This is a genomic window from Variovorax saccharolyticus (assembly GCF_030316765.1).
GTDB classification, from domain to species: domain Bacteria; phylum Pseudomonadota; class Gammaproteobacteria; order Burkholderiales; family Burkholderiaceae_C; genus Variovorax; species Variovorax saccharolyticus.
In genome coordinates this window covers 26,525-40,103 of the sequence record NZ_JASZYT010000002.1, presented here as the reverse complement: position 1 = coordinate 40,103, position 13,579 = coordinate 26,525, and the positions used below count along the sequence as shown (strand labels likewise).

The window sequence follows — 13,579 nt, the reverse complement described above, 5'->3', positions numbered from 1 at the left end:
TGATCCCCTTGTTCTTCAAGCCAGCGTCTTGGCGGCGTCGGCGACCGCGGCACGGATGCGCGCGTAGGTGCCGCAGCGGCAGATGTTGCCGGCCATCGCCGAATCGATGTCGGCCTCGCTGGGCAGCTTGCCGGCCGGCATCGACTTCAGGAAGGCGGTGGCCGACATGATCTGGCCGCTCTGGCAGTAGCCGCACTGCGCCACGTCATGCTTGACCCAGGCCGCGTGCACCGCCTTGCCGACCTTGTCGCCGCCGTCGGTGACGGCTTCGATGGTCGTGATCTTCTGGCCCGCCGCGGCCGAGATCGGCGTCACGCACGAGCGGATCGGCTGGCCGTTGAGATGCACCGTGCAGGCGCCGCACAGCGCCGCGCCGCAGCCGAACTTGGTGCCGGTCATGCCCAGCGTGTCGCGCAGGGCCCAGAGGATGGGGGTGGAAGGGTCGGCGTCGACCTGGCGGTCCTTGCCGTTGATGTGGAGCGTGGTCATGGTGGGGTTCCCTTCTTTTGGGTGAACAAAAATTCGGCTAAACAATAGGCCTGTGGCTTGGGGAGGTCAAGGGGTTTCAGGCTTTGATGCCGTCCCAGCAGAGGCCGAAGGCCATCGCCAGGTTGGCGTCGGTGCGCTCGAGCGCACCGGAGCGCAGCGCGTTGGCGGTCTCGCGCACCGAGCCGCCGAAGCTGTTGATGAGCAGCACGGTGGGCACGTCTTTCAGTATCTGCTGCGCCTTGGCGCTCTCGATCAGGTCGATCCAGCCCTTGATCAGCCGGGCCGAGAGGTTGCGGCTCTCTTCGCTGAACCAGGGCGAGTTGTAGTACTGCTCGAGGAACACGACCTGCGCATAGTGCGTGAGGCGGTGCTCGAGCCAGTTCATCCACATGTGCTGGAAGCGGCTGCGGAACGGCGCCCTGGGGTCGTCGCCGTGCATGAGACTGGCGGTGGTCGAGGTCTTGGCCTGCTCGTAGAGCGCGACCATCAGCTCTTCCTTCGACTTGAAGTAGACGTAGAGCGTGCCCGTGGCCAGACCCGCCTCGCGCGCGATGGCCGCCATGGTGAGGCCGCTCAGGCCGGTCTGCTCGACCAGCGTGAAGGTGGCCTCGGCGATGGCGCGGAGCTTTTCTTCGTCCTTGGGTTTCACGGCGCGATCTTAGTGCTTTATGGGGGTTTGGTGAACAATTATTCGCTCAATACCGCCGCGAACCGACGGCGCGCCCCGGCTGTCCGGTCGCTCCCCCGGCATTGGCGCCCCCGCCCCTATCGGGCATGATGCTTCGCGTGGCGGCGGCCATCGGACCGCCGGAGGGTCATGCATGACAACCGGAAAGTCGCAATTTCGGCAAGAGGCTCGGGCCCTGGCGGCAGGGCTCATGGAGATCCTCGACTGGCTGTTCATGCTGCCCTTGCTGCTCTTGCTCGTGGCGATTCCGCTCTGGTGGGGATACGGCTTCGCCAGGGAGCACCCGCTCGGGTCCGCGGTAGCCGCTGCCGGCCTGCTGGTCGCCGTGGGCATCGGCCTGGCGCGGCGGCGCGCCGCATCGAAGCAAGCGCCGACCAAGCCTGAAGAGGCATGACGACCGTGCAGGAAGCGGTGGTCGTCAGCCAGGCCGTCAATGCGCCGGCCGACATCGTCTACGCCTTCGCCCGCCAGATGGACAAGCTGCCGCTCTGGGCGTCCGGCCTGGCCAAGGGCATCACGCAGCGCGGCGGCGAATGGTTTGCCGACTCGCCGATGGGCGAGGTCAAGGTGACGATGGCGCCCGTCAACGCCTTCGGCGTGCTCGACCACGACGTCACGCTGCCGAACGGCGTCAGCGTTCACAACGCGTTCCGGGTCACGCCCTGCGGCAAAGGCAGCCTGCTGAGCTTCGTGGTGCTCCGGCCGCCGGACGCCAGCGCGCAGAGCTTCGAGGCGGACGTCGCCCATGTGCGCCGGGACCTGGCGGCGTTGAAGCAGTTGGTCGAGCGGCAGCACCACCCACGCGCGTGAGCGCCCGCGACCATGATCACGCCGATCCGGATCACCACCCAGCGGCTGCAGCTTCGTGAATGGTGGGAATCCGATCGCGAGCCGTACGCCGACATGAACGCCGACCCGATGGTCATGCGCTTCTTCGCCGGCCTCATGACGCGCGAGGCCAGCGATCGCGAGCTGGACGGGTGGCAGTCCGGCTTCGACGCCCGGGGATGGGGCAACTGGGTCGTCGAGACGCGCGAGACCGCAAGCTTCATCGGCTACGTCGGCCTGTCGATCCCGCGCCGGGTCCTTCCGTTCACGCCCTGCGTCGAACTCGGCTATCGCCTGGCCCGGGCGCATTGGGGCAAGGGCTACGCCACCGAGGGAGCCAGGGCGGCGCTGCGCGTGGGCTTCGAGCACGTGGGCCTCGAAGAGATCGTGTCGTTCACGCCGCTCGTCAACCTGCCTTCGCGCGCGGTGATGGAACGCGTCGGCATGGTCAACGCCAATGAAGATTTCGATCACCCCAATCCGGCCTTGCCGGACGGCAGCGAGCTGAAGCGGATGTGCCTGTACCGGCTCAGCCGCGAACGCTGGCTGGGCTACTAGCTAGTCGCCGGCCAGTTGCGTCTTCAGGAAGGCCACCGTGCGCGACCAGGCGAGCTGGGCGGCGGCCGCGTCGTAGCGCGGCGTGGTGTCGTTGTTGAAGCCGTGCTGCGTGCCGGCGTACTGGTAGGCGGTGAACTTCACGCCGGCCTCGCGCAGGGCGGTTTCGTAGGCGGGCCATGCCGCATTGATCCGCTCGTCGACCTCGGCGCGCTGGACGAGCAGCGGCGCCTTGACCTTGGCCGCTTCCGAGGGCGCGGGCGTGTTGCCGTAGAAGGGCACGCCGGCATTCAGGTCGGGCAGCCTGATCGCGAGCTGGTGGACGATGCCGCCGCCGTAGCAGAAGCCGACGGCGCCGAGCTTGCCGTTGGAATCGGGCCGCGCCCGGAGCCAGGTCGCGGCGGCGATGAAGTCATTGAGCGCATGCGCCTGGTCGAGCTTGGCGAAGGCTGCGCGAGCCTTGTCCTCGTCGCCGGGGTAGCCGCCCAGGGGCGTCAACGCGTCCGGCGCGAAGGCCATGAAGCCGTCGAGCGCCAGCCGTCGCGCGATGTCCTCGATGTGCGGATTGAGGCCCCGGTTCTCATGGATGACGAGCACCGCGGGCAGGCGCCTGGCACCGGCATCCGCCGGTCGCGCCAGGTAGCCGTTGACCGTGCCGCTGCCGGAAGGCGATGGGTAGCTCACCCGCTCGACCTTGAGCCGCGGATCGCTGGGAGTCACTTGCTGCCCGGCCGCGAAGTTGGGGCTCAGCGCCGCCAGCAAGCCGGTCGCCGCGACGCCGGCCTTGGCGAACTTCTGGGCCTGGCTCAGGAAGGCGCGCCGATCGAGATCGCCATGGACATAGGCGTCGAAGAGGATGAGCAGCTCCTGGTCGAAATCCTGGGCGGTGAGGCGAGGCGGCATGAATGGGACCTTCCATGAAATGAAGTGCTGCAGCATAGCCGCCGTAGCACGCGGGGAGCAATGACAGGCCCCGGGGCTGCGGGATTGCGGGCCGCGCAGGACGGCCCCGATTGCCTTTACTTGCTCGCCACCGACGATGGGCCTGCATAGGAGTAAGGCTCCACCTTCGCTCCCTTGCACAGGGACACGAGATCCTGTGCCATGACCGGCAACAGATTGTTGAGCCCGTAGTTCAGGGTGGTGACGAACTCCGAGTCGGCGCCCCACATGTTGGTCTTGTCGCCATGGGCGCGGTAGTACTTCTCTTGGACCACAACCCCGCTCTTGTCGACGAACTGAGCCTTCAGGGCAACCATGCTGAACAGCTTGATCCCGATCGGCCAGGTGTAGGCGCGCGTCAGCGACGTCTTGACCGTCAACCCATCCTGGGGCGCAGCGCCCTCATTGACCTGGTCGACGGCGAAGCCGAAGTCCTTCAATTGGAGCAGACCGTCCGACACCCAGCGCCCAGCCTCTCCCGTGAGCAGCGCTCCGCGGAAGCCGGCGCCGATCGTTTCCTTGTTCTGGCGCTCGTCCACTGGCAAGGCGACATGAACCGGGCAGGTGCCGCGAAGCTCCACGGCCGGCGTCTCGCGCGAATTTCGCTCATAGGCGAGCTCCAGCGGCGGGGTCGAACCGGCATCGGGCGCGGCGAAGGCCTGCACCGAACAGGTCGCGATCAGGGCGCCGGCAAGCAGCGACGGCAAGGCACTGAGATTCATCATGGTGTGCATCCCCTTCATTGCCCGGCGCTTGCAACGGTCCCGGCGATCACAGGCAGGGAGTAGAGCTTCTTGTCGTCTCCCAGCACCGTCTTCCGGGTGGCGGTCTCCTTGACGAGCCGGCCCTTGATCTGTGCTTGCTGCGCCCCGGCGTTGAACGCGTAGGACTGCGACGGCGCCGCGTTGTCGCCCGGTGCCTTGAGGTCCATGTCCATCAAGACGAGATTGATCGTCTCGACGATGGAGTCCTTGATCGCGCCACGGAACGCGGCTGCCCCCTGGTCACCCCAGAGCGCGATCGATTCCTTGCCGCCCGCTCCGACCGGTTGCGACTGGTAGTACAGGATGCCCCGCTGGACCGGCACGTTGGCCGGACCGTCCTTGGTCCACATGCTCACGGTCGCCTCGACATCCAGATTGCGGAAGTCCATCGTCAGGTAGTAGCGCGGATAGATCACCAGCAGCGCCTGGCCCGGCAGGAGTTCGCCGCGCAGCTGGGCCAGCGAGTCCTGGCTCAGCGCACGGGGCGTGGTGGTGAACTGCGCGACCTTGATGGGGTAGTTGGCGAGTTCCCGACGGATCGCTTCGTTGAATTCCTTGCGGTAGTCGACGTCCTCGATCCGGGCGTAGAACGGCCCCATGACTTCCTGGGACGCCTTCACGCGCGAGTTGGTGATGGAGCTGTCGATCATGGCGCCGATCAGTCCGCCACCGGTTGCCGCGCCGACATTGGAAGGCTGCACCGCGACGATGACCTCGTCCTGGACGACGACGACGCGGGCCTTGAGCTCCGTGATCTTTGCGCGCTGCTCGGGGGTCAGGCTGACTCGCATCGGCATGGCGCACCCGCCAATGACCAGGGTGAGCAACACGAGCACGGTACTTCGCAAGAGCGACATCTTTCTTCCTGTTTTGCTGATGTTCATGGGACGATGGCCGGGATGCCGATCTGGCTGAACACCGCATTGGCTGCAGTCAGGTTCAACTGGGTCTCGCGCGAGACGAAAGGCTTGTACTTGAAGCCGGAGTGCACCACGCCGCCGCGCTCCACATAGACGCGTTCCGAATTGAACCCGGCAGTCTGCGGCGGGAGGTTCTTCAGTCGCAACAGGCGGGCGTCGCCCAGCGTCTCGATCACATAGGTGCCGCTGCCGATGGGCGTGCAGTTGTTGATCGAGAAGGCCCCCTGGCGCTGCCGGCAACGGTAGTAGGTGACGGCATTTCCTCCTCCGGCCGGGAAGCTCGCCGTGAACAGGATATTGTTGTTGTAGTAGCTGGTTTCATTGCCCGACGCAGTTCCTTCGTTGCCCTCAATGGCGATGATCCAGGTGCTGTTCAACCAGCGCTCTTCAACGCTCGGGCCGTACAAGGTGACGCCGCCGGGGGAGACGACCGAGTCCTGGCTGTAGATGCACGGCGTTCCGCGGAAATAGGTGAGCAACTCTTCCAGCGTCGAGACGACGATCGTTGGAGTGGATTTCGCTTCATCGCTTGCACACGCCGGGGAGCTGCCGTCGCGCGTATCGCCGCCGGCCGCAATCGCCGCCGAGTAGCGGCCGACCATCCCGATGGTGCTGTAGACCGCCGGTGCCGTGGCGCTCATCACGTTGGTCTGCACTTGGAGCTTGGAGCCCGCCGGCATCACGGCGGTGCCGTAGTTGGGCCCGGCCATGCCGGCGAAAATGCCAAACTGGTTGCCACCCCACATCGGAGAGCTTGGCATTCGCGTGGAGATCGATGCGACGACTTCGGACATCTTCCTGCCGCTGACGTCCAGCACCGAGCGCTGCGAGCTGCCCGACATCAAACCATCGCAGTAGTTGCTGTAGGCCGCTCGTCCATTGGCGTCCCGTTGGGACTCCACGCTCTGGGTCGAAGCCGTGCACTGCACCCATGCACTACCGTTCCAGTGCAGAAGTTGTGGCGCGGTGGCGATGGAGTGCGTGTCGCCGTAGGGCCCCATTTCGAAAAGGGTGTCCACCACTTTGCTGCGCTGCAAACCTCGGTAGCGAATCAGGCCTGCAGCGTCGGGCGTGTTTTCCTGGGCGGTCGCGATGAAACCGCCGTAATACCAGAGTCCCTCATACCCGAACCCCATGAATGACAGCGACGCGGACGGCGCAGGAGCCTGTGCTGCCGCATCGGGCGTGCGCCCGGCCCCGATCAGCGTCGGCGCCGATTCGGCCGTCAGGCCGCTGGCTGCGACGATCTGCGAACTCTGCGCCCGCAGCGCGGCTTCGCAGTCGGGCGTGCCCGGCCCGCCAGCACAGGCCGATTGAACCGCGGTGCTCCGTGCGGCGGCGCCGACGGAAGCCATCGCGTCCAGCAAGCTGCGATGAATGGCCGTCGTGATGTCGCCAGCAGTGATCGTCGCGCCGCTCAGATCCGCGCGGCCCTGGAGGGCAGCCAACTGCCCCGCCTGCTGCTGCATGACCAGCACCAGCAAGCGCGCCGTCACGGCCGCCGCGCGCCCGGCGCTGCTGCTGTCCACGGTGAAATCGCCGAACAGCGAACTGCCCAGCCCGATCTGGCTGCGCGCACCCGCCTCGGCGTTGTCGGCGGACACGCCGCTGTCGAGCACGATGCGGTGCACGAGCGTGGTGAGCGGGCTCACGACACCGCTGCGATCGGCAGGCGCGCTGAGACTGAAGGCCACCGGCACCGGGCCGGTGTCCGCATCGATCGAATCGGTTCCCACCAGCGCGACGATCGGCGCCTTGCCGGCGCCTTCGGGCGGGATGTCGAGCTTCGCCTGGCCGGAAGCATCGCTTCGCGCGCTCGGCTCGCCCTCGTCGTGACGGCCGTTGTTGTTCTTGTCGAGGAAGACCAGCGCGTTGCGGATCGCGCCGTCCACGACTTTCACATCCGTCGTGGGCGTGGCGGCGCCGGATGCGGGGGCCGAGACCGGGGCCGCCGAGACCGGGGGCGAGGCGGCGATCGGCAATCCAACGCCACCGCCTCCGCTGCCTCCTCCGCCGCCGCCACATGAGGCCAGGATCAGCACGCCCGAACAAAACAGGGAAACACCAGCTCTTCTTGCGAAACGAGTATTCATCGGCCCTCGGTACTTGTCATTGTTGTTGCCAGTGGCCGGGCTCTTCCTTGAGGGAGCCGAGGGCCATGGATGCCCCCAAATGAATACAAATGGATACGGCCGGGCGACTCTAGAGCGCCTGTAACAATATGTCAACGATGACGTATTTTTGTTTTATCGTTCGGCTTTCCCGAAAGCCAGCATCGCGATCCGACGGCTACCGCAAACGATCCGCCAGCTCCACACTTCCTGCTTCAGAACGTCCAACCCGCAATCAAAGGATCCACCATGAACCGTCTCGAAGGAAAAGTCGCCCTCATCACCGGCGCCAGCGCCGGCATCGGCCATGCGACGGCCAAGCTCTTCGCGGCGGAAGGCGCCCGGCTGGTGGTCGGTGCGCGCCGGGCGGCCGAGCTCGACGCGCTGGTCGCTGATATCCGCGCCGCGGGCGGCGAGGCGGTCGCGCTGGCCGGCGACGTGCGCTCGGAAGACTATGCGCGGGCCCTCGTCGCGCTGGCCGTCTCGACCTACGGGCGCCTCGACGTCGCCTTCAACAACGCCGGCACCCTGGGCGAAGGCGGCCCCAGCACGGGCGTCAGCGAAGCCGGCTGGACCGACACCCTGGCGATCAACCTGACCGGCGCCTTCCTGGGCGCCAAGCACCAGGTCGCGCAGATGCTCGAGAACGGCGGCGGCTCGGTCATCTTCACCTCGACCTTCGTCGGCCACACCTTCGCCTTTCCGGGCGTGGCCGCCTATGCGGCCAGCAAGTCGGGCCTGATCGGGCTGACCCAGGCGCTGGCCGCCGAGTACGGTCCGCAGGGCGTGCGTGTCAATGCGATCCTGCCGGGCGCGGTCGACACCGACATGTACCGCACCAAGAACGACACCAAGGAGTCGCAGACCTTCATCACCAACCTGCATGCGCTCAAGCGCGTCGGACGGCCGGAGGAGCTGGCCCGCTCCGTGCTCTACCTTGCCTCGGACGATTCGTCCTTCGTCACCGGCACCGCATCGCTGGTCGATGGCGGCGTCTCCATCACCCGCACCTGATCCAGAAAGAAAGCCGCTCATGAAACTGTCCAAGCTCCTGGGCGCTCTCGCGCTCACCCTGTCCGCCGTCCTGCTGGCGCCGGCGCACGCGCAGGTCAAGCCCTATCCGGCCGGCTTCCGCACCCAGACCATCGACGCCGCCGAAGGCGCCCGGCTGCACGTGCGCGTGGGCGGCACCGGGCCTGCCGTGCTGCTGCTGCACGGCTTCGGCGACACCGGCGACATGTGGTCGCCGCTGGCCGCGGCCCTGGCGCGCGACCGCACGGTGGTGGTGCCCGACCTGCGCGGCATGGGCCTGTCGTCGAAGCCGGCGGGCGGCTACGACAAGCGCACGCAGGCGGCCGACATGCGGGCGGTGCTCGACAAGCTGGGCATCGACAAGGCGGACGTGGTGGGCCACGACATCGGCACGATGGTGGCCTACGCCTACGCCGCGCGCTACCCGGACAAGACCACGCGCCTGATCGTGATGGATGCGCCCGTGCCCGGCATCGCGCCGTGGGACGAGGTCGTGCGCTGGCCGGCGCTGTGGCACTTCGACCTGGGCGGCGCCGACATGCTGCGACTGGTGAAGGGGCGCGAGCGCATCTACCTCGACCGCTTCTGGAACGACTTCGCGGCCGACCCGCGCAAGATCGACGAAGGCACGCGCGCGCACTACGCCAAGCTCTATGCGCGGCCCGGCGCGATGCAGTCCGCCTTTGCGCAGTTCCTCGCGATCCGCCAGGACGCCAAGGACAACGCCGAGTCCGGAAAGACCAAGCTCACCATGCCGGTGCTCGCCATCGGCGGCGAGAAATCGTTCGGCGCCATGGAGGCGGTGGTGATGCGCAACGCCGCCACCAACGTGACCGAGCTGGTCGTGCCCGGCTCGGGCCACTGGCTGATGGAAGAAGCGCCCGACAAGACCGTCAGCGCGGTGCAGGCCTTCCTGGCCCACTGATTTCCCATGCGCTCCTTGGCGCCCCGCAGGCAGGAAAGACTAAAGTGCTTGCCGTGCGTGACAACAAGGACCCTGGGCATGGTGAAGCTGGATGGCATGGCCACTTTCGTGGCGGTGGCGGAGTCGGGCTCCATCAGCGAAGCATCGCGGCGACTGAACTTCTCCAAGTCGGTCGTGAGCGAGCGCCTCGCCGACCTTGAGAAGGAACTCGGCGTCCGGCTGCTGCACCGCTCGACGCGCAAGCTCACTCTCACCGAGGACGGCGCCACCTTCCTGGCGCGGGCCTCGGCCATCATGCGGGACATCGAGGAGGCCGCCGCCGAGCTCGCGCAGCGGCGCGGCACGCTGGTCGGGCCGCTGCGGATCTCCGCGCCCGTCACCTTCGGCCGCATGCACATGGGGCCGGCGCTGTACCCCTTCATCGCCGCCCATCCGGGCATCGAGCTGACGCTCGAACTCGACGACCGGCGCGTCGACGCCGCATCGGACGGCTACGACGGCGTGGTCCGCCACGGGCCGCTGGTCGATTCGCGCCTGGTGGCCTGGACCCTGGCCCGCAGCCGCCGCGCGCTGGTCGCTTCGCCGGACTACCTGGAGCGGCTTGGCCGGCCCACGAGCCCCGAGGACCTGCAGCGCCACCGAGGCATCTACTACACGAACCGCGGCGTGGCCGACTGGCAGTTCCGGCGCGACGGCGAACTGCTGTCCGTGCGCGCCACGCGCGCCCTGCGCGTGAACAACGGCGACATGATGCGCGACGCCTGCGAGGCGGGCCTGGGCATCGCGCTGCTGCCCACCTTCATCGTCGGGGAGTCACTGCGGGCCGGCAGGCTCACGGCCATCGACATCGGCCTGCCTTCGGAAGAAGAGTTTTTGTATGTGGCGCATCCCGAAGGCCGCTCGCCTTCGGCCAAGCTGCGGGCGATGGCCGATGCGCTCAAGGCCGCGTTCGGCGACCCGCCGTACTGGGATTCGCCGGGCTGACGAGGCGCGGCATGGGGCGCCTGCCTCGTGTGCCGCCTACTGCATCTGCCGCACGATATCCAGCGCCTCCTCGATCCGCTCCACCGCGTGGATCGTCAGGCCCTCGATCTCCTTCGTGCCCTTGCGCGGCGCGTTGGCCTTGGGCACCACGGCCACGCTGAAGCCCAGCTTGGCCGCCTCGCGCAGCCGCTCCTGGCCGCGCGGCGCCGGCCGCACCTCGCCCGCGAGGCCCACTTCGCCGAAGGCGATGAAGCCCTTGGGCAGCGGCTTGCCGCGCAGGCTGGAGGTGATCGCGAGCATCACGGCCAGGTCGGCCGCCGGCTCGCTGATGCGCACCCCGCCCACCGCGTTGACGAACACGTCCTGGTCCATGCAGGCCACGCCCGCATGCCGGTGCAGCACCGCCAGCAGCATCGCCAGCCGGTCGCGGTCCAGGCCCACCGACAGGCGCCGCGGGCTGGGCCCGCCGTCGTCGACCAGCGCCTGGATCTCGACCAGCATCGGCCGCGTGCCTTCGAGCGTGACCAGCACCACGCTGCCGGGCACCGGCTCGGCGTGCTGGCTCAGGAAGATCGCGCTCGGGTTGGCCACGCCCTTCAGGCCGCGCTCGGTCATCGCGAAGACGCCGATCTCGTTGACCGCGCCGAAGCGGTTCTTGATGGCGCGCACCAGGCGGAAGCTCGAATGCGTGTCGCCCTCGAAGTACAGCACGGTGTCGACCATGTGCTCCAGCACGCGCGGGCCGGCCAGCGCGCCCTCCTTGGTGACGTGGCCGACCAGCACGATGGCGGTGCCGCTGGCCTTGGCGAAGCGCGTGAGGTGCGCGGCGCACTCGCGCACCTGCGCCACCGAACCCGGGGCCGAAGTCAGCTGGTCGGAGTAGACGGTCTGGATCGAGTCGATCACCGCGATCGCCGGGCGGTGCGCGTCCAGCGTGGCGATGATCTTCTCCAGCTGGATCTCGGCCAGCACCTGCACCTGCGAATGGTCGAGGCCGAGCCGGCGCGAGCGCAGCGCCACCTGCGCGCCGCTCTCCTCGCCCGTGACGTAGAGCGCATTGCGCCCGGCGTGCTGCAGCGCGTCGACCGCCTGCAGCAGCAGGGTCGACTTGCCGATGCCCGGGTCGCCGCCGATCAGGGTCACGCCGCCATCGACGATGCCGCCGCCCAGCACGCGGTCGAGTTCATCGATGCCGGTGGGCGTGCGGGCGATGTCGGTGGCTTCGATCTCGGACAGGGTCGCGAGTTCGGCCGAGCCGGCCAGCGAGCTGAACTGGGTGCCGAAGCGGTTGTTGGCCGGCGCGCCCGGGGCCGGGCCGACCTGTTCGATCAATGTGTTCCAGGCGCCGCAGCTCGGGCATTTGCCGAGCCACTTGGGGCTGGTGCCGCCGCATTCGCTGCAGACGAAAAGTGTTTTTTCCTTGGCCATGGCGTCGAGTGTAGGAGGCGGTAGGTACAAACCCCGGCGAGACGCATCCGATCGCGGCGCAAAGTCTCTGGACTCAACAGGAGCCCCCCATGACCAGCACCCAGACGCTCGTGATCTACATGGCCATCCTGACCTGGCTCACCCTGCTCCTCGCAAGCCTCATCCGGGTCAAGGGATGGACGCCGTCGGGCACCCTGATCGCGCTTGGCAACCGCGACAACCTGCCCGAGGCCTCGCCGCTCGCGGGACGCGCCGAGCGCACCGCCCGCAACACGCTCGAGAACTTCGTGCTGTTCGCCGCGATCGCGCTGGTGGCGCATGCCGCAGGCGCCACCAGCCCGGGGATCGCCACCGGCGCGCTGATCTTCTTCTGGGCGCGGGTGATCTACATCCCGGTGTACGTCGCCGGCATCGCCTACCTGCGCACGGCGATCTGGGTGGTCAGCATCGTGGGGCTGGGGATGATGGTCTCGGGCATCCTGCGCTAGCCCTCGGGCTCGCGGCGTCGCCCGCCGCGATCGCCGTGGCGCGGAATCCAGTGCGCCAGCGTGCCCGCCGCCGCGAAGGCGATCAGCCCGGTCGCGGCGATGCCCCAGGCCAGTGTCAGGCTGGCCGCCAGGAAGGACAGCAGCGCCGGGCCGCAGGAAGATCCGATGTCGGACATCAGCCGCCACACGCCGAGGAAGTGCGCGCGGCCGTGGCGCGGTGCGTGATCGGCGCCGATGGTCATGATCATTCCCGAGCCGATGCCGTTGCCGAAGCCGATGGCCAGTGCCGCGAGCAGCAGCGTGACGGTGCCGGTGGTCAGCGGCATCAGCAGCATCGCCAGCCCCATGATCAGCATCGACGGCACCGCGACCCAGCCCCTGCCCTTCAGGTCCATCACCTTGCCGGCCGGATAGAACACCAGCATGTCGACCGCGCCGGCCAGCCCGTAGATCAGGGAAGCCACCGAAGGCGCCAGCGCGAGGTGGTCGGCCCACAGCGGGATCACGGCCTGGCGCGACGCCCGCACCGCGCTGACCAGCACCACGCCGACGCCCAGCGTCAGGAACACATGGCGGTGATCGCGCAGCGTCGAGAGGATGGTCGCCGGCGCCGGCGCGCCCTGCCCCGGCGGCAGCGGCGGCGCCTCCAGGTCGGGGATGCGCGCACCCACCGCCGCCGCCCCCACCACCGCGACGATTCCGAGCGCATAGGCCGCCGACAGGCCGAACGCATGCACCGCGCCGGCCGCCAGAAAAGGCCCGAGGAACATGCCGATGCGCATCACGCCGCCGAGCGTCGACAGCGCCCGTGCACGGTATTCGATCGGCACCGCCTCGGTCATGTAGCTCTGGCGCGCCAGGTTGTAGACCGCCTGCGACATGCCCACCATGAAGCAGCCGGCGGCGAACAGGCCGAGGTGCGAGGTGCCCACGCAAAGCCCCATGCCCAGCGCGCTCCACAGGCCGGCCGCGACCATCGCCCAGCGCTCGCCCCAGCGCATCGTGATGAAGGACGCCGGGATGTTGTTGAGCAGCGAGCCGATGCCGATCAGCGCCACCATGAGCGCGGCGATCGGCACGGAGGCGCCGAGGTCGCGCGCCGTGAGCGGCACGATGGGCAGGATGGCGCCTTCGCCGATTCCGAACAGCAGCGAGGGTCCGAAGGCCGGCACGGCGATGCGCCGCAGGGTGAAGGAAGGCGAGGAGGACGGGGTCGTGGCGTCGGGCGGGGATGGCATGCGCAGGAGCTTCGGGTTCGTTGCCCCGGGCCGCCCGGCGGACAAAGGCGCGGCCATTGTCTCGCCGATGCCGGAAGTCTGCACGGCGGCGCGCGGGAACACGCACGTTGACGGCGCCATCCGCCGCGCCCTAGCATGCGGCACGCACCGACCTTCGATGCGCGCACCCGTGCGAAAGGGGACTGCC

General features: G+C 68.2%; 15 protein-coding genes. 7 read left to right on the top strand and 8 right to left on the bottom strand.

Annotated features, from left to right (window positions below):
- Positions 1-15: 15 nt before the first annotated feature.
- Both QTI45_RS06100 and QTI45_RS06095 read right to left on the bottom strand, forming a co-directional pair.
- Entirely contained in the window at positions 16-489 is a 474-nt protein-coding gene (locus tag QTI45_RS06100) for a (2Fe-2S)-binding protein (RefSeq protein WP_286373454.1), read from the bottom strand.
- 76 nt (positions 490-565) lie between these two features.
- Positions 566-1,138, bottom strand: coding sequence for a TetR/AcrR family transcriptional regulator (locus tag QTI45_RS06095; protein ID WP_286373455.1), 573 nt, complete (start codon positions 1,136-1,138; stop codon positions 566-568).
- A gap of 229 nt (positions 1,139-1,367) precedes the next feature.
- Between QTI45_RS06095 and QTI45_RS06090 the strand changes: the two genes are divergently transcribed.
- Genes QTI45_RS06090 through QTI45_RS06080 form a run of 3 tightly spaced genes read left to right on the top strand, consistent with a single transcriptional unit; the run spans position 1,368 to position 2,563 of the window.
- On the top strand, positions 1,368-1,571 hold the full coding sequence (locus QTI45_RS06090) for a hypothetical protein (RefSeq protein ID WP_286373456.1): 204 nt from the start codon (positions 1,368-1,370) through the stop codon (positions 1,569-1,571).
- Positions 1,568-1,987 (top strand): SRPBCC family protein, encoded by a 420-nt coding sequence (locus tag QTI45_RS06085; RefSeq protein ID WP_286373457.1) that lies wholly within the window; start codon positions 1,568-1,570, stop codon positions 1,985-1,987. The genes QTI45_RS06090 and QTI45_RS06085 overlap by 4 nt, the downstream gene beginning before the upstream one ends.
- 12 nt (positions 1,988-1,999) lie before the next feature.
- Complete coding sequence (locus tag QTI45_RS06080) at positions 2,000-2,563, top strand: GNAT family N-acetyltransferase (protein WP_286373458.1); 564 nt, start codon at positions 2,000-2,002, stop codon at positions 2,561-2,563.
- Here the strand turns inward: QTI45_RS06080 and QTI45_RS06075 are convergent, their stop codons facing one another.
- From QTI45_RS06075 to QTI45_RS06060, 4 genes are all read right to left on the bottom strand, one after another.
- Entirely contained in the window at positions 2,564-3,463 is a 900-nt protein-coding gene (locus QTI45_RS06075) for a dienelactone hydrolase family protein (RefSeq protein ID WP_286653810.1), read from the bottom strand.
- 116 nt (positions 3,464-3,579) lie between these two features.
- On the bottom strand, positions 3,580-4,227 hold the full coding sequence (locus tag QTI45_RS06070) for a hypothetical protein (protein WP_286373460.1): 648 nt from the start codon (positions 4,225-4,227) through the stop codon (positions 3,580-3,582).
- A 14-nt stretch (positions 4,228-4,241) separates the two neighbouring features.
- Positions 4,242-5,150 (bottom strand): hypothetical protein, encoded by a 909-nt coding sequence (locus QTI45_RS06065; RefSeq protein WP_286653809.1) that lies wholly within the window; start codon positions 5,148-5,150, stop codon positions 4,242-4,244.
- Entirely contained in the window at positions 5,147-7,279 is a 2,133-nt protein-coding gene (locus QTI45_RS06060; RefSeq protein WP_286373462.1) for a hypothetical protein, read from the bottom strand. Before QTI45_RS06060 ends, QTI45_RS06065 begins: the two co-directional genes overlap by 4 nt.
- Positions 7,280-7,546: 267 nt before the next feature.
- Here QTI45_RS06060 and QTI45_RS06055 point away from each other — a divergent pair, with 267 nt between their 5' ends.
- The 3 genes from QTI45_RS06055 (at position 7,547) to QTI45_RS06045 (ending at position 10,238) form a co-directional block, all read left to right on the top strand.
- On the top strand, positions 7,547-8,311 hold the full coding sequence (locus QTI45_RS06055; RefSeq protein WP_286373463.1) for an SDR family oxidoreductase: 765 nt from the start codon (positions 7,547-7,549) through the stop codon (positions 8,309-8,311).
- Between the two features lie 25 nt (positions 8,312-8,336).
- Positions 8,337-9,254, top strand: a complete 918-nt coding sequence (locus tag QTI45_RS06050) for an alpha/beta fold hydrolase (RefSeq protein WP_444813210.1) — start codon at positions 8,337-8,339, stop codon at positions 9,252-9,254.
- A 78-nt stretch (positions 9,255-9,332) separates the two neighbouring features.
- Positions 9,333-10,238, top strand: a complete 906-nt coding sequence (locus QTI45_RS06045) for a LysR family transcriptional regulator (protein WP_286373465.1) — start codon at positions 9,333-9,335, stop codon at positions 10,236-10,238.
- 36 nt (positions 10,239-10,274) lie between these two features.
- Here QTI45_RS06045 and radA read toward each other — a convergent pair whose 3' ends face one another.
- Positions 10,275-11,666 (bottom strand): DNA repair protein RadA, encoded by a 1,392-nt coding sequence (gene radA / locus QTI45_RS06040; protein ID WP_286373466.1) that lies wholly within the window; start codon positions 11,664-11,666, stop codon positions 10,275-10,277.
- Positions 11,667-11,755: 89 nt separating this feature from the next.
- Between radA and QTI45_RS06035 the strand changes: the two genes are divergently transcribed.
- Entirely contained in the window at positions 11,756-12,154 is a 399-nt protein-coding gene (locus tag QTI45_RS06035; RefSeq protein WP_286373467.1) for an MAPEG family protein, read from the top strand.
- On the opposite strand, the gene QTI45_RS06030 is transcribed toward QTI45_RS06035, so the two are convergent.
- Positions 12,151-13,392, bottom strand: coding sequence for an MFS transporter (locus tag QTI45_RS06030; RefSeq protein WP_286373468.1), 1,242 nt, complete (start codon positions 13,390-13,392; stop codon positions 12,151-12,153). The two genes, QTI45_RS06035 and QTI45_RS06030, sit on opposite strands and share 4 nt — an antisense overlap.
- Positions 13,393-13,579: the final 187 nt, after the last annotated feature.